This is a genomic window from Gardnerella sialicivorans subsp. sialicivorans, assembly GCF_056746795.1.
The window spans coordinates 100,142-120,492 of record NZ_JBWPXA010000003.1 but is presented as its reverse complement, the minus strand read 5'-3'; the positions used below and the strand labels follow the sequence as shown (position 1 = coordinate 120,492).

Genomic DNA, 20,351 nt, shown 5'->3' with positions numbered 1-20,351 from the left:
TGCGATTGTACCTAAAATACAGCGTGTCGTCGTTCGCGCGGTCTAAGCGCGCGAACGTCCTCGCTCGCGTTGAAAGCACACCGTGCTTTCAACCTTAAGCAAGCTCGGCGCTCCGAATTACCTTTTCGCGCTACGCTTTAAGCGAAAAGGCAGGTCGTCGCGCAATCGCACTACATGCAATCGTCAATTGACGCATTTTGTAACTCTAATCGACACCAACTTGATTCCCATACTCTCGTACCATCGCACTACGAGTAACAATCCACTGTTTGCCGTATTTTTGAGCATCAACGCCCTTAACAAGTTTCTTATACGACACCGCTTTTCTAAGAGTCGACTCGCTTAAATTCCACAAATCACTCGCATCTGCAAAAGACATTAAATTGTCAAATGGCGTTTTAATCTGCTCGCCATTATTCCACAACTCATCACAAGAAACATCTAAATCATCATTCCAAATAATGCCATATCCGCCCGTATCCACAACAACTTTATTAAACAACTCTTCGTCTTCCAATGCTTTAAACGCTGGAAACTTGCGCAGCAGATTATGCACATCATATTCTTTAACGATTCCGTTTACAAAATGCACGAGGAGCCTCATATTTGCGCACGCTTTTACATCTTTAATCTTGTGGAAATTCATATTTTCTCCTTTGTTGCACTTATCGCCTAGCTAATATTGCTGCCTCAAATGTGCTTTAACGCACTAATTTTTTAGTACTTTATCAACTTGCTAGCTAACTACACATATCAACTTAGCGGTTCTATTTTCTTAAATTCTTGAGTATTCCACATAAAAATCAACTCATCTTTATGAACTGTCATCCACTCAATCACCATGCACTCTGCTCTCCTTGGCAAATATCCGTCAATGACTTTGCATAATTGAATATCTAAAGCAGCAACATAATTACCATAGATAGCATGAATATGCGGCGGATTATGCTCTGCACTGGCAAAATACATTCGTATAACAATCCCATAAAACCTTGAAATTACAGGCACATTCACCCCTCTTTCTTTTTCTGATTTCTCTTTTCCTCATTAAATCATATTGATAATTATATCACGATACAGTGATATTTGATGTATGCCGACTTTGTGGCTCAAAACCGCAAAATCAACAACAAAAAGCGGAAATATCGTTCGCACAGTCTAAGCGAAAAGGCAGGTCGTCGCGCAAAGCGCTATTCAACCACGCCGTTAGAAATAAGCTCGCGCGCAACCTCGCGATACTCCTTAGCAGTCTTATGCTCAGGAGCAAAAATCGTAATCGGAACCGCCGCAACAGTAGAATCCGGCAGCTTAATCGAACGCGAAATCACAGAATGCAACACGCGCCCCTGGAAAGCCTCGTAAATCCTTTGCAAAACCTCTTCGCTGTGCAAAGTGCGCGTAAACATAGTAACGAGCACGCCAAACACTTGCAAATCTGGGTTAATTCGGTGCTGAACTTTTTCAATCGATTGCATAAGCAGCGCCACGCCCCTAAGCGCAAAGAACTCCGCAGCAACAGGAATAATCACGCCATCCGCCGCCGTAAGCGCGTTGACGGTAAGCAAGCCAAGCGAAGGCTGGCAGTCAATAATAATAACGTCGTATTCGTTACGAACCTTGCGCAACACTCCAGCCAAAATCTGCTCGCGACCAACCTCGGTAACAAGCTGAACCTCGGCTGCCGAAAGATCAATGTTTGCAGGCATAACGTCAATGTTTTCGGTGGCCGTGTGGCGAATCACATCGTGCACGTCTACAGAAGAATCAAAAAGCGCCGTGTAAACAGTGTTATCAAGCGCGTTCGCATTAATCCCAAGCCCCACCGTTGCAGCGCCTTGCGGATCGAAGTCAACAATTAAAACGCGCCTACCGTATTGACTCAGCGCACCAGCGATATTGATGGAGCTGGTTGTTTTACCAACGCCACCCTTCTGGTTACACATAGCAATAATGCGCGCAGGACCGTGCGTTGTAAGCGCATCTGGCGCGCGGAAAGTCTCATATTCGCGTCCAAGTAAATCAGTAGGCATACGCTCCAGTCTATCAAAAGGTATGTTCAGTGGATTTGCGCGATGCGGCGGCGAATATAACCCCTACCTTGCGCGCGGATGGCTCATAACATACGCTTCCATAAGCGCGTCTGGACTTATATGCGTGTAAATTTGCGTTGTTGTAACGGACGCATGGCCAAGCAGCTCCTGAACCGTGCGCACATCAGCGCCGCCCGAAATCAAATGCGTTGCAAAGGAGTGACGAAGCGTGTGCGGATGCAATTCTTTGCCGATTTTTGCCATCTTGCCAGCGTGCGAGATAGCCTCCCACGCGGATTGGCGAGATAGCGCTTTGCCGCGTTTGTTTAGGAAAATCATGTGAGAATTTGCGGATTTTGACGCGGATTTTGAAGATGAGTTTAAGGGCGATTTGAGTTGTAACTCTGCGGTTGCTGGCGACTTTTGCGCGCGGCTTTCAAGAATCGGCCTAGCTTTATCTAAATAATCGCGCAACGCACGAACCGCGCACTTTCCAAGGGGCACAAGCCTCTGCTTTTGCCCCTTGCCGCTAAGACGCACAACCGATTCCGCTAAATCAATGTCCTCGAATTTTAGGCCAACCGCTTCACTCACGCGCGCGCCCGTAGCGTACAAAAATTCCACGAGCGCACGGTCTCGCAGCGAGACGGCATCCGTGCTGCCAAAGCCGCCAGCTGCATCGATTACGCGCTCAACTTCGCTAATACTGAGCACGTCTGGAAGATGCTCCGACTGCTTAGGCGCTTTGACTTCTGCAGAAGGATCGCTTGCGATTTGCGCGTTGGAAAGCATGAATTTGTTCCACTCGTGGATGCTTGCGATTCGCCGCGCAATCGTGCGAGGGCCTAAGTTTTGCGCTGCCATTGCTTGTGATGACATTGCGCGCACGTATTCTTCGATGTCTAGTTGCGTGATTTTGTTAACATCGTTGATTTTTTGGGATTCGCGCAGCCAGTTCGTGTATTTTGTAAGATCCGACTCGTAGGCTTCAACGGTTTTGGGAGAAAGCCCACGCTCCACGCTTATGTGGTTTAGAAATTGCTGAATTTTTAGGGAAAATGGCGATTGCTGCGATTCGGTCATATGTTAATTATATGCCGCTCGAATCTACCACTTCGAATTTAAAACACCACCAAACGCGGTGGAGATTCGAGATTTTTCGCACTGAATGAGATGAACCTCAGCATCTTTGATGGTGATTCATCGAATGAAGAAGAAAAACCGAGAATCTCGGTGATGCAAGATACGCAAAAGTTCTAGATATTCAGAAGGTTTGATGTATTTCTCTACGAGCAATAAATAGCGCCAACCTAAAACATTAGAATATTAACGTTCATAAGCTATACGTAAAAGTGCGCGTCACTTGCGAGGAGAGAAATACTCAAACCTCGCGCAACACCAAACAAAGAATATCGCTCACATCTTCGCTCGACTTTGTACAAAATTCGGCGTTCGATTGTAGCGAAATGCAAAACGATTAGAGAGTTGAGACGTGGCGAAGTGTTATGCGAGACGCGCACTCATCGCCAGCAACCGCAGAGTCGCTAAACGCCACCCCAACAATCTGCTCACCGTTTTGCGCGCTTTGAATCATCTTACTTTGCCAATCACCTGGGCAATCAAGCGCAAATCGAAGCTCGCGCAAATCGCCAGCAACCGCCGCCAAATCACGCGAATCGCCAGACTCATCGAAAGCCGCCGCGCGCTCCTTATACTTGTACTCGCGCCAAGAATCAGCCTTAGCAAAAAACGCGCGCTCATCGCGCTCATTGCACTCATCGCTCTCCTCAAGCATCTTCTTAGCAAAACTCAACTCCGCAATAACGCTCCCCAGCAAATCCGCCACATTTCGCCGATTTTCCGCAACCATCGCACGCGTGCGATTCGGGTCCGTAAGCGCCACTCGCGTCATATCTCGCCAAGAACCAGCCGACATTTGCAACGCAACATTGCGATTCGCGCTTTCACACAAAACATTCGCCAGCGCTGTAGAAACAACGTGCGGCATGTGTGAAATCAGCGCCGCAGAAGCATCGTGTATAGAATCGTTCAACACAAGCGCGCGGTTTCCACACAGATTAACAATCACGCGCAAAACCGCCAAAAATCGCCAAAAATCGCTGCTCTCATCAACGCTAACTGCCCAAAGCGCGCCGCGCAGCAACTCCGCGCTCGACGCCTGCCAACCCGTAAACTCGCTTCCGGCCATAGGATGCGCGCCAATATAACAATCGCCAAGCCCCACTGCCTTAACCTGCTCGCGCACAAGCCCTTTAACGCTACCAACATCCGTCAAAGTAGTGCGCTGCTTGTTGATTCCGCGCGAAATCTCGCCAAGAACTTCTGGCATAGATGCAAGCGAATTGCACAAAATCAAAACATTTGGCTGCATACGCGCAAGATCCGCAACGCTTTCAACGCAAGTGATTCCAAGCGCCCTCGCCTCGCTGTACATTGTTTGATGGCGATTATACGCATACACTTTGCAAGAGCCAGTGTCCACCAAACGCTTTGCGATTGAGCCGCCAATAAGCCCAAGTCCAACAATACCAACAGAAAATTTTTGAGAAAATTCAGCATCTTCTACCATAATAATTCTCTTTCTGCACGCATTACATTCAAAGTACTCAAAGCATCAGCCGAAACATCAATGCACACTCCACCATTTGGCAGCATCCAATCATTCATAACTGGATTCTTGCGATTATCAGAAGGGTACACTGCTAAAACTCGAACCCAATCACCATGTTTAACAACTTCTTGAATCATAGCTTTACACGTAGAATCCCAAGGAGCAGAATCAACAGTTGCAATAAAACTATATAAACCATCCTGACCCTTAATCGGCCTAGACATAAAAGAAGTCATATTAAGACCATGATCGCGCACAACATCAAGCAAATTTGCTAATACTCCAGCACCTGTAGAACGCGGAATAAAAGCAATAATCGAAGAAAAAGATGAATAGCTTTCGCGCTGCATATTAACAAAACTTAAAGCCTCATCTCTAGGAGCTAGCACTAAAAACTCAGTTCGCGCGCCAGAAAAATCTTCAACAGCTTCGCTCACAATCTGCCTATTGTATAAATCAGCACAAATTTTAGGGCACAAAGCAACTTCGCCAGGTGCTAAATCCCTACAAGCAGCAGCGTTTGAAGACGCAGTTTTTTCTTTCAAGCCGTGCTTTTGAGTAAACTTACGGCATTGTGCCAACGCGTGAGGATGAGCAACAATAGTCGAACAGTTATCGATTGAATCCGACTTGCAAACAACAGCATCAAAACTTATATCAACACCCACGAGCGCAATGCCAACCATATTTTTTGCATCAATTAATAAATCTAAATTAGGTATTACTACGCCTTCAATATTGTTTTCCCACGCAATAATGCCTAAATCGTGACAATCTTCAATTTTGCTAGCGATATTACAAATATTCTCACACGCAGTTGAAATAAGACGCAAAGCACCTAACGATTTACAGTGCTCTTTAACTTTTAAAGCCGCTTGATGAGTAAAAGAACCTTCTGGCCCTAAATAACATAATTTGCGGTCACTACTGCTATTCTTATTGCTATTCATGACTATTCCTCAAACTACTTTAAGATTGTAAGATTTTAAGACTAAGACTATAAGTAAGACTACCTTACATTGATTTAGCGCCACTTATTTAGCGCCAGAAATAATGAAGAATTTATTCGGCATACAAAGCAAAACTACGTGAGCAACAATAATGCCATAAAGCCAAAAATATCCAGCATTTTGTGCAATCCACGGAAGATTATCCACGCCAAAACCAACGGCAACAAGCACGCCTCGAAACGCTCCAAAAATCCTAAACCATCCAAGCGCAATCATCCACACAACCGAGCAACACACAATTGCGTGCAAAATCAAGCCAAACATGCCACAAAGCATACGAGCAAAACACGCGCTCAAAGTAACAAGCAAAAGCGCGATTACAAGACCGTACGGAAAGCCGTACATAGCTCCCATTCGGTGCGCAAAAGTGCCCAAAACCGCGCAAAATGCCGCTAAAACGCATAAAGCCGCACACTTGCTAGCAAATAGCACAGAATGCGACTTTATGTTAAACATCATTTTGAGGAATATTTTAAGCAATCACGCAGCGTTGTTGTTCTGTCTACGCTGCTTAGCACGCCACTTATACCATTCATCACGGCTCAAAATAATCTTGCGCACGCGAATCGACTCAGGTGTAACTTCCACGCACTCGTCTTCGTTAGCAAAGTCAAGCGACTCTTCCAAGCTCATCTTAATTGGTGGCGTCAAAGTCTCAAGCACATCTGCTGTAGAAGAACGCATATTAGTCATATGCTTAGCAAGCGTAATATTAACATCCAACTCGTCTGGCTTATTGTTAATACCAACGATTTGGCCTTCATAAACAGGGCTTTGCGGATCAACAAAGAACACGCCACGCGCTTGCAAACGCTGCATAGCATAAGGAGTAGCAACACCCTTACGATCGCAAACCATAGAGCCATTTTGACGAGTTACAATCTGACCAGCCCAAGGCGCGTAGCCTGCAGAAATAGAGCTTGCGATACCCGTTCCGCGAGTTGCAGAAAGCAAAGCTGTACGGAAACCAATAAGACCGCGAGAAGGAACAGTAAATTGCAAGCGAATCCAGCCAGATCCGTGATTGCTCATAGAATCCATGCGACCCTTACGATCCGCCATAAGCTGCGTAACAGTGCCCATGTATTCTTCTGGAACGTCAATCGTAGTGTTTTCCATAGGCTCGTTAATTTGGCCGTCAATCGTCTTAGTAACAACTTGAGGACGACCAACTGTAAGCTCGTAGCCTTCGCGACGCATTTGCTCAGCCAAAACTGCCAACGCCAACTCGCCACGACCCTGAACTTCCCAAGCATCTGGGCGGTCTGTTGGAAGAACCTTAATAGACACGTTACCAATAAGCTCGCGATCAAGCCTATCCTTAATCATGCGCGCTGTAAGCTTGTGATCCTTGCCTTCTGTGCCAGCAAGCGGCGAATCGTTAATTCCGAAAGTCATGGAGATAGCTGGGTCGTCAACGTGAATCAATGGAAGAGGCTTTGGATCGTTCTGATCCACAATCGTCTCGCCAATCATAATGTCGTTAACGCCTGCAACTGCAACAATATCGCCAGGGCCTGCAGATGCAACAGGAGTGCGCTCCAAGCCTTGAGTGCGCAAAAGCTCGGAAACACGGAAGTTTTCAATCGAGCCGTCTACGCGAGAAAGCCCGTAAGTCTTGCCCTTTTCCAAAATGCCATTGTAGATTCGCACCAAACCTAAGCGGCCAAGGAAGTCGGAGGAATCGATGTTTGCAACATGTGCCTGAAGAGGCGCGCCTTCCTCGTATTCTGGCGCTGGAATGTTGGAAATAATGGAGTCAAAAAGAGGCTCCAAATTATCATTGTCTGGCAAACCGCCGTTTTCTGGCTGATTCAAGGATGCATAGCCAGCTTTTGCAGCGCAATAAATCACAGGCAAATCAAGAAGCGAATCAATATCGAGGTCAATTCCTTCTTCTACAACGTCTTGTGCAAGGCCTAGAAGCAAATCTGTAGCTTCGCTAACAACCTCGTCAATACGCGCATCTGGACGATCCGTTTTGTTAACGCACAAAATCACTGGCAGCTTTGCCTCAAGCGCCTTGCGTAGAACGAATCGAGTTTGCGGAAGTGGGCCTTCGGAAGCGTCAACAAGAAGCACAACGCCATCAACCATAGAGATGCCGCGCTCCACCTCGCCGCCAAAGTCGGCGTGACCTGGGGTATCGATTACGTTAATTGTAATTCCCTCTGGATGACCGTACTTTTCTGCAAGAGGGCCAGTGTATTGCACGGCCGTGTTCTTGGCAAGAATGGTGATGCCTTTTTCGCGCTCGAGGTCGTTGGAGTCCATTACGCGGTCTGGCACTTCTTCTCGCTCGGAGAATACGTGCGACTGCTGAAGCATGGCATTTACGAGCGTTGTTTTACCATGGTCAACGTGCGCTACGATTGCCACATTTCTAATATCACCGCGAACAGTCATTACAAACCTCTTCCATTTGATTTAGCCAAACCTAAACGAGTTTACTCGCGACTTTAGACACGCCATTACATGAGAGATGTTGACGCATTTTGTAGCTCGAAACATCGTTTTGCATCGTTAGCGCGGTCTAAGCGCGCTAACGTCTTCGCTTGCGTTGAAAGCACACTGTGCTTTCAACTTTGAGCAAGCTCAGCGAATCGAAGTGCATTCGCGCGCTACGCTTTAAGCGCTCATGCAGGTCGATTCAAGCAATAGCAGACTCGCTGGCGCCTTCTGGCAAATACTTGTCGTATCCTTCTTCTTCCAGCTCGTCCGCAAGCTCTGGTCCTGCCGTCTTTACAAAGTGACCTTGCGCAAAAACGTGCACAATATCTGGCTTAATATACTTTAAGATTCGCGTGTAATGCGTAACCATCATAATGCCTAAACCAGTGCTTTCTTTGGCACGATTTACGCCTTCCGAAACAATTCGCAAAGCATCCACATCTAGTCCAGAATCAGTTTCGTCTAAAATCGCGAACTTTGGTTTTAAAATTTCTAGTTGCAAAACTTCCGCGCGCTTTTTCTCGCCGCCAGAAAATCCCTCGTTTACAGAGCGAGACGCAAACTTTGGGTCCATTCTTAAGCGCTTCATTGCCTCGTTAAGTTCTTTAACCCACGCGCGCAAAGTCGGAGCCTCGCCACTCACTTCTGTTTTTGCTGTGCGCAAAAAGTTCGTCATCGACACGCCTGGTACTTCCACTGGGTATTGCATCGCAAGGAACAGACCAGCTTTTGCGCGCTCGTCTGGAGTCATCTTCAAAATATCTTCGCCGTCGAGAAGCACTTGACCCGAATCCACTTCGTACTTTGGGTGACCTGCCAAAGTGTATGCGAGAGTAGACTTTCCAGAGCCATTCGGACCCATAATCGCGTGCGTTTCGCCAGAATTAACTGTAAGATTTACGCCTTTTAAGATTTGCTTCTTGCCTTCTTTTGTTTCTACAGACGCGTACAAATCCTTAATTTCTAAAGTTGACATGTTTCTATCTCCTATTCTTCGGTTGCTGGCGATTCTTCCGCATTCGCGCAATCTTCCGTCTTTACTGGATCTTCCGTCTTAGCTAAACGACGCTCAATCGCAGCCATCAAATGATCTACGATTTGCGGAACGCCAATCTCCTCAATAAGCTCGTTAAAGAATCCGCGCACAACAAGCTTTCTAGCATCCGCTTCACTCACTCCGCGAGATTGCAAGTAAAACAGCTCCTCGTCGTCGAATCTGCCTACAGAACTTGCGTGACCTGCGCCAATAATATTGCCGTTTTCGATTTCCAAATTCGGCTCCGAATCAGCAATCGCGCCAGGAGTTAGCACCAAATTTCGGTTCAACTCGTACGAATCCGTGCCAGGAGCTTCTGGCTTAATCAGCGCGTTTCCAACCCACGTAGAATGCGCTCCTTTGCCGTAAAGCGCGCCCTTATACACTACTCGCGACTTGCATTCTGGGTGATTGTGCACAACCATCGTGCGATGCTCAACATGCTCGCCTGGGTCCACAAAATACATGCCAAGCATGTTCAAATCGCCCTTTTCGCCGCCAAAATCCTGATCCATGCGGATTCGCACAACGTCTCCGCCAAGAGTGACCATCGTGTGGCGCAAAGAAGCACCCTCACCCACGTGAATCCTATGATTTCCAACGTGCTTGCTGCCTGAATCCCACTCTTGAATGAACGTTGTAGAAACATGCGCATGCTTTCCAAGAATTATTTCCACGCCTTCTGCAAGCTTTGCAACTCCCGTGTGTTCTACGATAATATCCGCGTTTGTTCTGGGATCAGCTTCAATCACTAAGTGCAAAGCGTCTAATGATTTCGCAGAGTCTAATGATTGCAAGTTATTCCCGTGAATTTGCAATATTACTGGCTTTGTAACTTCGCCACAAACATGCAAAACGTACGTCGACTTTGCAGAATTCCACGCAACAGCAGCCACGCGATCCGAAGGCTTCATTTCGGTGTGTGGAGCCTCACTTTTCGGCAAAATTTGCAACGTTGCCTGCGAGTCACCATCAACGCCTTTTAGCGCTACTGTAACGTTATTAGACGGCTCAAAGCTCTCAAAAAACTCGGAGATTCGCTCAACTGGCGTATATCGCCAATCTTCCTGCTTTCTAGTTGGAATCGCAAAATCTTGCACGTTAAAAGAGCGCACGGATTTATCTGCACTAGAAGGCATCGCAGCAGGAACAGCATAAGGATCGTTAGGGTCTGCTACAGGAATATTAATTTCTTTTTCCGTCATTTTATTGCCTAAATTATCGCTCAAATTATCGCTCAAATTCTTTTTCAAATCTTCGCTCATCACCCCACGGATCCTTCCATTTGCAATTCCACAAGACGATTAAGCTCCAAAGCATACTCCATAGGCAACTGGCGACTAATCGGCTCCACAAAGCCGCGCACAATCATTCCCATAGCCTCTTTTTCTTCAAGCCCTCGACTCATCAAGTAGAAAAGCTGATCCTCGGAAACCTTGGAAACAGTGGCCTCGTGAGCCATCGAAACGTTATCTTCGCGCACGTCAACGTGCGGATAAGTGTCGGACCTAGAAAAATCGTCAACAAGCAAAGCGTCGCACACAACCGAAGAGCTAGAGCCGCTCGCTCCCTTAACAATCTTCACAAGACCGCGGTAGGCAGAGCGTCCACCTCCGCGCGAAATCGACTTAGCAACAATCGTAGAACTTGTGTGCGGAGCCAAATGAATCATCTTCGCACCAGTATCTTGGTACTGACCGCGGCCAGCAAAGCTCAAAGACATAGTCTCCGCTTTTGCGTACGGCTCGGCGAGAATACAAGCAGGATACTTCATGGTTGCCTTGGAGCCAATATTTCCATCAACCCACTCCATTGTGCCACCTTCGCGCACGTAGGCTCGCTGAGTTACCAAGTTGTACACGTTATTTGACCAGTTTTGCACGGTTGTGTAGCGCACGCGCGCATGCTTTTCTACAACGATTTCAACGTTTGCAGCGTGAAGCGAATCCGTGGAATAAATCGGAGCTGTGCAACCTTCAACGTAATGCACGTACGATCCTTCGTCTGCAATAATCAAAGTGCGCTCAAACTGACCCATGTTTGGCGTGTTAATGCGGAAGTAAGCCTGAAGAGGAATATCCACATGCACGCCTTTTGGCACGTATACGAACGAGCCGCCACTCCAAGCCGCTGTGTTAAGAGCCGCAAACTTGTTGTCGTCAACTGGAATCACAGTTGCAAAATACTTTTTTACAAGCTCCGGATACTTTTGAACTGCTGTATCCGTATCCACAAAAATCACGCCTTGAGCCGCTAAGTCCTCGCGAATCGAATTGTAAATAACTTCCGACTCGTACTGTGCTGCAACACCTGAAACTAAGCGCTTTTTCTCCGCTTCTGGAATGCCAAGCCTATCGTAAGTTTTGCGAATATCTTCTGGCAAATCATCCCAAGTTTTCGCTTGATCGTGAACTGGGCGCACGTAGTATTTAAAATCGTCTGCGTCAAAACCGCTTAAATCCACACCCCAATCAGGCATCGGCTTTTGCAGAAACGCGCGATAACCTTGCAAACGAAGGTTTAGCATCCACTCTGGCTCGTGTTTGTCGGCAGAAATTGCGCGAACAACCGACTCATCAATACCCTTCTTAGCGGCTTCGCCCGCAGCATCCGAATCGTGCCATCCGTAATTGTACTCACCAAATTCAGCAACAATCTGCTCGTCTTGACGAATTTTCTCTTCGTTTACGCGAGCGCGATCTGCCACATACTGGCTCATTTCAACGTCTGCGGCGCTGGATTCGTTTTGATTCGCTACATTCTTATTCGTCGATACGCTATTCGTCGATACGCTATTCATCAATGCGCTTGATTCAGGCTTATTTGAATCATCAACCACTGTTTTACCCTCCTATCAAGCTTATAAATCGATTATACATTTAGCCACGCGTTGACATTACGTGATTCAAATCACATCTTTTCATTTTCTCCATATATCAATTAAACACAAAGAAAAATACTTTATTTTTTATTGCATTTTTATTAAAATCTTATTTAGAAAGGTGGTAATTTAGATGACAACAAATACAGTGAACATTAATTTCAAGCTAAATGCAGACGATAAACGACTTATGGAAAATGTTTGCCGAGAGCTAGGGCTTTCAATGAGTGCAGCATTCACAATATTTGCTAAGAAAGTTGGAAGAGAACACAGAATACCATTCGAAGTTTCAGCAGATCCGTTTTACAATCCAGAGAATATAAGTCGTCTAAAAAAATCCATAGCACACATGGAAGAAACAGGCGGAACTATACACGAGGTTCCGCTCGATGATTAAAGCCTGGACAGATGAAGCGTGGGAAGACTTTGAGTACTGGTCTAAGCAAGATAAGAAAACTCTTAAGAGAATCCTTCAGCTTCTTAAAGACATTGATCGCAATGGGTACAACGGCATAGGCAAACCAGAACCCCTGAAAGGTGATTTTTCTGGATACTGGAGCAGGCGCATTGATGACTGTAACAGAATAGTTTACCGAATAGATGGAAACATAATGAGAATAGTTCAGTGTGGTTCACATTACGATAGATGATTGTAAAATCTACGCACGAGGGAAGGCTTGCGAGTAGCGCTGCTTAAGAGCCTGAATAGAAACATGCGTGTAGCGTTGGGTTGTATTCAACGAAGAATGCCCTAAAAGCTCTTGAACCTCGCGAAGGTCCGCTCCCCCGTTAAGCATATGCGTTGCAGCACTGTGTCGAAGTGCGTGCGGAGCTACATCTGGCACGTTTGCAGCCGCTGCAGCCGCATGAACAATACTCCTAACAATGCGCTGGTCAATGCGCTTTGCGCGTGCTCCCAAAAACAGCGCTTGCGAGCTTGTTGAGCTTGCAGCTTGCTTTTCTAGAAGCACATTTCGCCCATGCTCAAGCCACTCTTTGCACGCGCTTGCAGCAGGAACGCCAAACGGCACCACGCGCTGCTTGTTTCCTTTACCTGTAACTTTTACAGTGTGATTTTCAAAATCCACATCTTGCACATTAAGACTTGTAAGCTCCCCCACGCGCATGCCAGTTGCGTATAAAAGCTCTAAAATCGCAGCGTTTCTAAGGGCGATTGCATGTTCTTGAGGTGACTTTAGTGGTGACTTTAGTGGCGTATTTTCTTGATGATCGGTTGCTGGCGACTTTTGCGCGCGCGGCTTTTTTTTCGTGCTGCTTTGCTCAGTTGAATCATGCTCAGTTGAATCCTGCGCAAATTCATCCGCACAATCATCTGCAAATTCATCCGCACAATCAAGCAACTTTTGCGCTTGCGCTTCGTCTAAAACCGTAGGAAGCTCATTAGCAATCTTAGGAGTTGCAAGAATTTGCGCAGGATTCGCGCTAATCAAACCAACGTGCGTAGCCCACGCAAAAAAGCCGCGCACAGCTACCACTTTGCGCGCCAAACTCGAGCGCGCGTGATTCTTGTTAAGCCAATACATCCATTGGCGCAAAACACTCGTAGAAACCGCGCGCAAATCGCAAAAACCATTGCGATTGCACCACTCTAAGCATTGCAAAACATCAGCGCTATACGCGCGCAAGGTGGCACTTCCAAGGCCTTTGTTTGCGCGCAAATAGTCAACGTAACGCGCACAGTGGTAGCGTAAGTCGCAAAAGTCGCCAGCAGCCGTTGACAATGCCAAATCATCGTCAAATAATAAATCATTATTATTACGACTGCTAGCCATAGAACCGCCTCGAATCGCCTATATTACAGCAATCAGAAAGATCTAATTACCGCTTTCTCCGCTCGACTTACGCCTTCTATCCAACATATGCCACGCTTTATCTGCAGCAGCAAGCTGAGCCTTACGCTTGCTAGAACCATCCGCCTCACCAAGCAGCTCATCGCCACTTTCGTGCGCCAAAACCGCACGCGCATGGAACACAGGCGCATAATCTGGGCCAGAAACCGACATCCTATATTGCGGCTCGTCAAGCCCCATCTCGTGCGCCAAAACCGTAAGCGAAGTCTTCCAATCCAGCGCAGGGCCTTCCGTAAGAACCTCCGCCAAAGTGTCGTCAATCAAGCGATGTACTACAGCGCGCGCCTCGTCAATGCCATGCTCAACAAAAGTCGCGCCAATAAGCGCCTCAACAATATCGCACAAAATCGAGTCTTTTTGAGCGCCGCCATGCTCCATCTCGCCATGACCCAAAAGAATATACGGTCCAACGTGCAACTTATCTCGCGCAACAGCGCTCAAAGCCCACTCCGAAACAGCCTTAGCGCGGAGCTTAGCCAACTGGCCTTCCGTCATATCTGGGTGAGCAGAAAACAGCGTTTCCGTAGAAACAAGCTCCAAAACAGCGTCTCCCAAAAACTCTAGGCGCTCGTAGTTTTTAGTGCCTGGATGCTCGTGCGAAAAAGATCGATGAGTTAGAGCCTCAACAAGCAAATCTGGCGAAATCGTAGTGCCGAGCGCGCGCAAAAGCTCCTGAGTGGGGTCACCATTTTGCGTATGCCCATCTTGAGTGCGCGCAACGCCAATGCTGCCAGTTCTAGCATTTTCTAGATGATTTGTGTTATTGTATGCGCTATTTTGAACGTCATTTTTGACGCCACTTTGAACGTCATTTTTATCATTACTTTTGACGTCACTTTTTACATCATTCTGAACGTCATAGTGATCTTTTGTATTGTTCCCACTCATATTTTCAACATTATACCGCATACATTGAAGTCGTTGATTTGCGCTATTTGCCACAAAATACTACAAGTTTATGTAGATTACGCTAAGTGCGGTGATGAAAACAACGCAATGCCAAATAAGGAAATGAGTAAATTCCCACATTTGTTTACCAAATAGCACTAAAAGGGAACAAACGCGGGGAAATCGCTCGCGCGTTACAGCGCGCTCACGTCTTCGCCGCGCAGAAGCAGTGCTTCTGCCTCGAGCGGCTCAGCACTCCGAATTGCCTTCGCGCGCTACGCTTTGAATGCGAAGGCAGGTCGTCGCGCCCACATTTGTTTACCAAAACACCAAAAATGGGAACAAACACGGGAAAAACAAAACGCAAAAACAAAAACCCTGCCACCCGTCGATGGCAGGGTTCTCTTAAAATACAACCTACTTGGTGTGCGCAGAGCGAATTGCTTCGCGATACACGCGACCGCGGAAGTTACCGCAGGTTGGGCAAGCCATGTGAGACAACGCTGGCGAACCGCAGTTCGGGCAGGTAATAGTCTGCACGGCAGAAGCCTTCCAATTGGCGCGACGCGAATGAGTATTAGCGCGCGAGGTCTTGTACTTTGGCAGTGCCATAATCTTTCCTCTATTTCGTTCAACCGATTGAGCTTAAGCGTTCTGTATATTACAGCAAGCGCCATACATTATGTAAAAACGAGCTACATAAACTCACATAAATTACGCCGAATGCAGTGGAGATTCAAGGTTTTTCGCACTGAATGAAGCGTATCGTTAGCGCGGTCTAAGCGCGCTAACGTCTTCGCAGCGCAGAAGCAGTGCTTCTGCCTTGAGCTGCTCAGCGCGCCAAATTGCCTTCGCGCGCTACGCTTCAAGCGCTCCTGCAGGTTGGCGCGCGCAGCTATTAGTAGCCGCTCGGCTGATTTGGCATGTAAAGTCCACTGGACTTTACATTTGAGCCAAATCACGCTTTGAAGGAGCTTGAAATGCGTTATGCAATTTCAAGCTCAGTCAAAGCGCAAATCAGCCGCGATTTTGCGAGTTTTCAAGCTTTTCCTTAAGACCTTCAAGCGCCGCAAAACGAATATCCGTAACGTCGTGATGATGCTCTGGATGCTCATTCAGATTCTCTCCGCACTGAGAGCAAAGACCCTTGCAATTTGGCTCACACAAAGGCTTAAGTGGCAACTCGCTAACCATTGTGTCTCGAATCAGCGCCTCAATGTCGGCAAAATCGCCACCACCAACCAGCGGATACACATTTCCAGAATCGTCGCCTTCGTCCCAAATATCAGCATCTTCTAAATCATCATTAGAGTTATTAGAGTTATTGAAACGCGCGCCGCCATTTGCACTCTTGCCGCCTTTGCCGCTTTCCACGCGCGCAAAAAACGCGCACACATCAACAGGCCAATCCCTATGCAACGGCATCAAGCATCGCGAGCACTCTGCATGCACTCGCGCCGTAATCGTGCCCTGGAACATAAGCCCGTCCACTACGGAATCAAAGCTGCCGTCTACCGTAACATCGCTCCCTGGCTGCACGCCAATAACGCTGTCTCCAATGCCCTCTGGCGCTGGAAAAGCGCGATGCAACTGCATGCTACTTCCTGCACGCGCCGCCATTTGCGCAACTGGAACCGCCCACAAAGACTGGGAGGGATGCGATGTCATTTTAATTCCTTTCGTCGTCGCTTCTTTCACTGCTTTCGCTGTTAAATTCGTCATCTATCTTACTCGCAGCCTGATTTTGCACATGTGCAGCTGCGCGTCTACGCTCTTCCAAAACACGCTGACCCGCTTGAACGTCTTGCTCAAGCTTATCTAATTGCTGCTTTAAGCCTTCCATAACTGTGGAACTGTACTGATCCGCACCGCGAGTAAGCTTTTCGGCCTTTGCTTGCGCATTGCTTACAATCTCGCGCGCTTGATTCTTTGCAATCGCAACAACATTTTCTTGACCTGCCAAGAATCTGGCTCGCTCCTGAGCTTCCTCAACCATTTGCGCAGCCTGACTTTGAGCCGAACTTACAACAGAATTTGCTTGAGCTTGAGCCGTTCGCAAACGCCTCTCTGCCTCTCGCATTAACGCACTAGCGCGCTCCAGCTGAACTGGAAGCATGTCTTTTAGCCTAGACAAATAATCGCCAAACTCTTCGCGATCCACCTTTGCCATTCCAGCAGCAAAAAGCACTCCCTTTGCGCTATTTAACGCCGTTTCCATCGTGTCGATTATGTCGTACACGGTAGTGAACTCTTCGCGCGACTTTGTGCGTACTTCTTCACTAACAGTTTGCGGATCCGCTGCCTTAAACACGTTTTCTTCTTCGTCGTCAAACGCTATTGCACCGCCGTCTTCGCGCTCGCGCAAATCTGGCATTGGGAACAAGTTTTGCGCACTATCGCCAGCAACCGCAGAATTGGCAGCCTCATCGCCAGCAACCGCAGAATCGACAGCCGCATCATCATTATCCTTACTTGCCGCAGGCACAGCATCGTAAGCTTCAAAAGCAGCACTAGGCGAATCGTCGTTGTTTGCAATCACTGGATTTAATGGCAACTTTTGGCTGCGATTTGCCGATACTTGGCTTTCCATTGTGTCGTCTTCGTTTTCGCTCATTTTCGCTCCTTCGCTAAGTAGCTGCTCTCTTATCTCTTAACAATCTTATTGTACGTATTTTAGTACGTATTTATTTAGTACGTATTTATTTTAGTAATATTGTACTTATTTCGGTGATATTTAACTTGCCATTATAATATTTCGCTAATTTTATGATTACGATATTGCATTTGTTTTAGAAAAAACGCTTTGCAAAAGTGGAATCACATTATTGGGCACCATTCCCGAAACATCGCCACCATGACGAGCCACATCTTTTACAACAGAGCTAGAAACATGCTCCAAAATAGGATCCGCTGGCAAAAACATGGTTTCAATGCCAGCCAGCTTGCGATTAACCAGCGCCATTCCAAGCTCCGCCTCGTAGTCGCCATTTTGGCGCAATCCCTTAACGATTACGGTTGCTCCGACTTTTTTGCAATAATCTGTAATAAGACCATCTGTAGAAGAAACAACTATTTTACACGCTGGCGATTTAGCAGCACCGCGCAAAGGTGGCGCAAACTCTCCGATTGGCGAATCGTCTTTTAAGTCTTCCAACGCTTTGCGAATAATATCCACGCGCTCCGACTCGGAAAACATGGGCGTTTTGGCCGCATTAACCGCCACTAAAACATGCACTTCGTTAAAAAGATGCGTACAACGTTGTATCACGTCTAAGTGTCCGGCTGTAACGGGATCGTAGGAGCCTGGGCAAACAGCTATAGTCATGCTTTTAGGTTACCACGAATCTGCCACGAGCTAGACACTATCTATACAGGAATCGGTCACGAGCCGACACAATCACACTACAGATTCGTTATATTTGTCTCGCTCATGAGACATTTGTAACATTTTTAACCTAAATTCGTTATATTTGCATCATTGATGAGACAAATCTAACAAATCTGAGATGAAGCACTTGGCAGATGTATCTCTCGCGCAATTGTTGCGATTATGGCTTATGCTTGTATAAACATAAATCGCAAGCAATAAAACATGATTTATGCAACATGATTTATGTGAAAAGGATTTGTACGAAAGGGACGCAATGACGTTTTCAAATGATTCGTTTTCAAATGATTCAAAATATAGCGAAACTTCAAACAATGCTAATTTGAACACTGTTATGGAAGACGATTCACAAAGCCTCCCAGATTCTGGGTCTAGCACAAGCACAAGCGTGCTCGAAAAGCCAGAAGTAGACGAATCCGCAAAAATGGACGATGGCGGCGACGCAGACCGCTTTGCACACTACGTTTCCAAAGATCGCGTAATCGAATCGCGCTTGACTGGCCGCCCTGTTGTGGCGCTGTGCGGAAAAGTGTGGATTCCAAAGCGCGAAGCAAACGACTACCCTGTTTGCCCAGAGTGCAAAAAAATCTACGAAGAGATGAACAATCTGGGCTTTTAGAGTAACTCAAATCAAAGCTGATTTTAGAAGCTAGCCTAAGCTAGCCTAAGCTAGCCTAAGCCAGCCTAAGCCAGCCTAAGCCAGCCTAACTAGCCTAACTAACCTAACTAGCCTAAAACGTTGATTTCTGTAGGAATCGCAGGATCGCCACGCATTAGACTTTGAGCAGAAATCGGAAGTCGGCTAAGCGCTTTGGCACAATAATCTTGTGCTCGCATAATCGCGTCATGCCCCATAAACTCCGTGTTAAATTCGCCATTTTGCACATAGTCAACTAGCAAATCTTCCCAAGAATCTTGCGGCTTAAACGTCGCTAGCGCGCTCTCCGAACCAGAAATTACGTGTTCGCAGTCAGCCACGCCATTGCCAGCAGCACCGCCATTCGCACCGCCACTAAAATCGTAGGAACGATATGCAAGCTTGCGCCCTGGAACAGTCGCCTTATTTTTAGACTTCTTAGCAACAGGTTGCATAACGCCATCCGCGCCCTCGCGCTCTGTAAGCTTATAAACCATTGCGCAAGTAGGCGCACCCGAACCTGTAACAAGCATTGTGCCAATGCCGTAGGAATCGACTGGCGCGTTTTGCAAAGATGCAAGAGCATACTCGTCCAAATCGTTAGTAACCGTGATTTTAGTGTTTTTAGCGCCCAACGCATCGAGCTGCGCGCGCACGCGACGAGCCATAACGCACAAATCTCCCGAATCAATGCGCACGCCGCCAAGATCTGCGCCAGCAACTTGAACGGCGGTTTTAACAGCCTCTTCCACGTTGTACGTGTCTACAAGCAGCGTTGTGCCTTTGCCGAGCGCTTCAATTTGCGACTCAAAGGCTGCGCGCTCCGAATCATGCACAAGAGTAAAGCAATGCGCAGCCGTTCCAATCGCCTTAAGCCCGTAAAGCTTTGCCGCAAGCAAGTTTGCAGTGCCCTTAAAACCGCCAATTACCGCCGCGCGAGAGGCAGCCACTGCCGACCACTCGTTTGTGCGCCTGCCGCCCATATCCATACACGGCCTTCCAGCAGATGCGGAAACCATGCGTGCGGCGGCGCTCGCCACTGCGCAATCGTAGTTAAGCACGGAAAGCAGCAGCGTTTCTAGCAATGTGCATTCGCCAAAAGTGCCTTCAACTTGCAGAATCGGCGAATCTGGGAAGAACATTTCACCTTCCCTGTAACCGCGAATTTTGCCGCTAAAGTGGTAGTTTTCTAGCCATTTAATGGTGTCTTTGCTTACGATTTTGCGGTCTTGTAAAAATCGCAAATCCTCGTCGCTAAAGTGGAATCGCGCTAGCTCCTCTAAAATTCTGCCTGTGCCTGCCACCACTCCGTAGCGGCGACCTTGCGGAAGGTGTCGCGCAAAAATCTCAAAAACGCATTTTCGGTCTGCTGTTCCGTCTTTTAGCGCCGCGTCGAGCATTGTGTACTCGTACATGTCGGTCATGAGTACGGAAGAGCTTGCGTAGGATTTTACGTCAGACTTTACTTCAGACTTTGAGAAATCAAAAGAATCAATCATTTTCAATCCTTTCTTGCGATTTTAGTAA

General features: G+C 47.2%; 21 protein-coding genes. 3 read left to right on the top strand and 18 right to left on the bottom strand.

Annotated features, from left to right (window positions below; all coding sequences use genetic code 11):
• Positions 1 to 205: 205 nt before the first annotated feature.
• The 11 genes from AC1EKB_RS02785 to sufB form a co-directional block, all read right to left on the bottom strand.
• Positions 206 to 646, bottom strand: coding sequence for a helix-turn-helix domain-containing protein (locus AC1EKB_RS02785; RefSeq protein ID WP_415693835.1), 441 nt, complete (start codon positions 644 to 646; stop codon positions 206 to 208).
• Positions 647 to 753: 107 nt separating this feature from the next.
• Positions 754 to 1,008: a DUF4160 domain-containing protein gene (locus AC1EKB_RS02780; protein ID WP_481248784.1), complete on the bottom strand. Its 255-nt coding sequence runs from the start codon at positions 1,006 to 1,008 to the stop codon at positions 754 to 756.
• Between the two features lie 182 nt (positions 1,009 to 1,190).
• Entirely contained in the window at positions 1,191 to 2,030 is an 840-nt protein-coding gene (locus AC1EKB_RS02775; RefSeq protein ID WP_004113420.1) for a ParA family protein, read from the bottom strand.
• Between the two features lie 63 nt (positions 2,031 to 2,093).
• The gene (locus tag AC1EKB_RS02770; protein ID WP_481248783.1) at positions 2,094 to 3,113 is read right to left on the bottom strand and encodes a site-specific tyrosine recombinase; all 1,020 of its coding nucleotides are present in this window, start codon (positions 3,111 to 3,113) and stop codon (positions 2,094 to 2,096) included.
• A gap of 394 nt (positions 3,114 to 3,507) precedes the next feature.
• The gene (locus AC1EKB_RS02765) at positions 3,508 to 4,620 is read right to left on the bottom strand and encodes a prephenate dehydrogenase (protein WP_481248782.1); all 1,113 of its coding nucleotides are present in this window, start codon (positions 4,618 to 4,620) and stop codon (positions 3,508 to 3,510) included.
• Positions 4,614 to 5,612: a prephenate dehydratase gene (locus tag AC1EKB_RS02760; RefSeq protein WP_481248781.1), complete on the bottom strand. Its 999-nt coding sequence runs from the start codon at positions 5,610 to 5,612 to the stop codon at positions 4,614 to 4,616. The genes AC1EKB_RS02765 and AC1EKB_RS02760 overlap by 7 nt, the downstream gene beginning before the upstream one ends.
• Before the next feature lie 84 nt (positions 5,613 to 5,696).
• The gene (locus AC1EKB_RS02755; RefSeq protein ID WP_481248780.1) at positions 5,697 to 6,131 is read right to left on the bottom strand and encodes an alcohol dehydrogenase; all 435 of its coding nucleotides are present in this window, start codon (positions 6,129 to 6,131) and stop codon (positions 5,697 to 5,699) included.
• Positions 6,132 to 6,152: 21 nt separating this feature from the next.
• Positions 6,153 to 8,078 carry a translational GTPase TypA gene (gene typA / locus AC1EKB_RS02750; RefSeq protein ID WP_004574694.1) on the bottom strand — a complete coding sequence of 642 codons (1,926 nt, stop codon included), beginning with the start codon at positions 8,076 to 8,078 and terminating at the stop codon, positions 6,153 to 6,155.
• 244 nt (positions 8,079 to 8,322) lie between these two features.
• Positions 8,323 to 9,099, bottom strand: coding sequence for a Fe-S cluster assembly ATPase SufC (gene sufC / locus AC1EKB_RS02745; protein WP_004131884.1), 777 nt, complete (start codon positions 9,097 to 9,099; stop codon positions 8,323 to 8,325).
• Between the two features lie 11 nt (positions 9,100 to 9,110).
• Positions 9,111 to 10,424, bottom strand: coding sequence for a Fe-S cluster assembly protein SufD (gene sufD / locus AC1EKB_RS02740; RefSeq protein WP_481248779.1), 1,314 nt, complete (start codon positions 10,422 to 10,424; stop codon positions 9,111 to 9,113).
• Positions 10,424 to 11,998, bottom strand: coding sequence for a Fe-S cluster assembly protein SufB (sufB, locus tag AC1EKB_RS02735; RefSeq protein WP_481248778.1), 1,575 nt, complete (start codon positions 11,996 to 11,998; stop codon positions 10,424 to 10,426). Before sufB ends, sufD begins: the two co-directional genes overlap by 1 nt.
• A gap of 175 nt (positions 11,999 to 12,173) precedes the next feature.
• On the opposite strand from sufB, the gene AC1EKB_RS02730 reads away from it, so the two are divergent.
• Together AC1EKB_RS02730 and AC1EKB_RS02725 are read left to right on the top strand one after the other, a co-directional pair.
• Positions 12,174 to 12,437, top strand: a complete 264-nt coding sequence (locus AC1EKB_RS02730; protein ID WP_004113434.1) for a type II toxin-antitoxin system RelB/DinJ family antitoxin — start codon at positions 12,174 to 12,176, stop codon at positions 12,435 to 12,437.
• Complete coding sequence (locus tag AC1EKB_RS02725) at positions 12,430 to 12,690, top strand: Txe/YoeB family addiction module toxin (RefSeq protein WP_004113436.1); 261 nt, start codon at positions 12,430 to 12,432, stop codon at positions 12,688 to 12,690. The genes AC1EKB_RS02730 and AC1EKB_RS02725 overlap by 8 nt, the downstream gene beginning before the upstream one ends.
• A 9-nt stretch (positions 12,691 to 12,699) precedes the next feature.
• Here the strand turns inward: AC1EKB_RS02725 and AC1EKB_RS02720 are convergent, their stop codons facing one another.
• From AC1EKB_RS02720 to coaD, 6 genes are all read right to left on the bottom strand, one after another.
• Positions 12,700 to 13,833 (bottom strand): tyrosine recombinase XerC, encoded by a 1,134-nt coding sequence (locus tag AC1EKB_RS02720; RefSeq protein WP_481248777.1) that lies wholly within the window; start codon positions 13,831 to 13,833, stop codon positions 12,700 to 12,702.
• A 42-nt stretch (positions 13,834 to 13,875) separates the two neighbouring features.
• Entirely contained in the window at positions 13,876 to 14,820 is a 945-nt protein-coding gene (rnc, locus tag AC1EKB_RS02715) for a ribonuclease III (RefSeq protein ID WP_481248776.1), read from the bottom strand.
• Positions 14,821 to 15,216: 396 nt separating this feature from the next.
• Positions 15,217 to 15,411 carry a 50S ribosomal protein L32 gene (gene rpmF / locus AC1EKB_RS02710; protein WP_004113441.1) on the bottom strand — a complete coding sequence of 65 codons (195 nt, stop codon included), beginning with the start codon at positions 15,409 to 15,411 and terminating at the stop codon, positions 15,217 to 15,219.
• A 405-nt stretch (positions 15,412 to 15,816) separates the two neighbouring features.
• The gene (locus AC1EKB_RS02705; protein ID WP_481248775.1) at positions 15,817 to 16,467 is read right to left on the bottom strand and encodes a YceD family protein; all 651 of its coding nucleotides are present in this window, start codon (positions 16,465 to 16,467) and stop codon (positions 15,817 to 15,819) included.
• 1 nt (position 16,468) lies between these two features.
• Complete coding sequence (locus AC1EKB_RS02700) at positions 16,469 to 17,413, bottom strand: hypothetical protein (protein ID WP_481248774.1); 945 nt, start codon at positions 17,411 to 17,413, stop codon at positions 16,469 to 16,471.
• 156 nt (positions 17,414 to 17,569) lie between these two features.
• Positions 17,570 to 18,124 carry a pantetheine-phosphate adenylyltransferase gene (gene coaD, locus AC1EKB_RS02695; RefSeq protein ID WP_415694107.1) on the bottom strand — a complete coding sequence of 185 codons (555 nt, stop codon included), beginning with the start codon at positions 18,122 to 18,124 and terminating at the stop codon, positions 17,570 to 17,572.
• A 397-nt stretch (positions 18,125 to 18,521) separates the two neighbouring features.
• Between coaD and AC1EKB_RS02690 the strand changes: the two genes are divergently transcribed.
• Positions 18,522 to 18,806: a DUF3039 domain-containing protein gene (locus AC1EKB_RS02690; protein WP_414101494.1), complete on the top strand. Its 285-nt coding sequence runs from the start codon at positions 18,522 to 18,524 to the stop codon at positions 18,804 to 18,806.
• Between the two features lie 107 nt (positions 18,807 to 18,913).
• Here the strand turns inward: AC1EKB_RS02690 and AC1EKB_RS02685 are convergent, their stop codons facing one another.
• Positions 18,914 to 20,323 carry a nicotinate phosphoribosyltransferase gene (locus tag AC1EKB_RS02685; protein ID WP_481248773.1) on the bottom strand — a complete coding sequence of 470 codons (1,410 nt, stop codon included), beginning with the start codon at positions 20,321 to 20,323 and terminating at the stop codon, positions 18,914 to 18,916.
• Between the last annotated feature and the right edge of the window lie 28 nt (positions 20,324 to 20,351).